The organism is Blautia sp. Sow4_E7, from assembly GCF_052116245.1.
Classification (GTDB): domain Bacteria; phylum Bacillota; class Clostridia; order Lachnospirales; family Lachnospiraceae; genus Blautia_A.
Map to the genome: position 1 here is coordinate 1 of NZ_JBQKLL010000147.1, position 465 is coordinate 465.

At 52.9% G+C, this 465-nt stretch carries 1 rRNA gene; it reads left to right on the plus strand.

What is annotated here, in order from left to right:
- Position 1 precedes the first annotated feature (1 nt).
- Positions 2-465 (plus strand): 23S ribosomal RNA (locus ACTQ50_RS19790); the annotation flags it as partial.

Genomic DNA, 465 nt, shown 5'->3' on the forward strand with positions numbered 1-465 from the left:
AGGTCAAGCAATAAGGGCACAGGGCGGATGCCTTGGCACTAAGAGCCGAAGAAAGACGTGATAAGCTGCGATAAGCTTCGGGGAGGAGCAAATATCCTTTGATCCGGAGATCTCTGAATGGGGAAACCCGGCGGAGCACACCTCCGTCATCCATACGCCAATCCATAACGTATGGAAGGGAACCCGGGGAACTGAAACATCTAAGTACCCGGAGGAAAAGAAAGAAAACTCGATTCTGCAAGTAGCGGCGAGCGAACGCGGAAGAGCCTAAACCGGAATGCGTGCATTCCGGGGTTACGGACTGCATTAATGATTCTTGGAAGCTAACAGAACGGTTTTGGGAAAGCCGGCCAGAGAGGGTGAAAGCCCCGTACGTGAAAGCTGATGAGACTGAGCAGGATCCAGAGTACCACGAGACACGAGAAACCTTGTGGGAAGTCAGGGGGACCACCCCCTAAGGCTAAA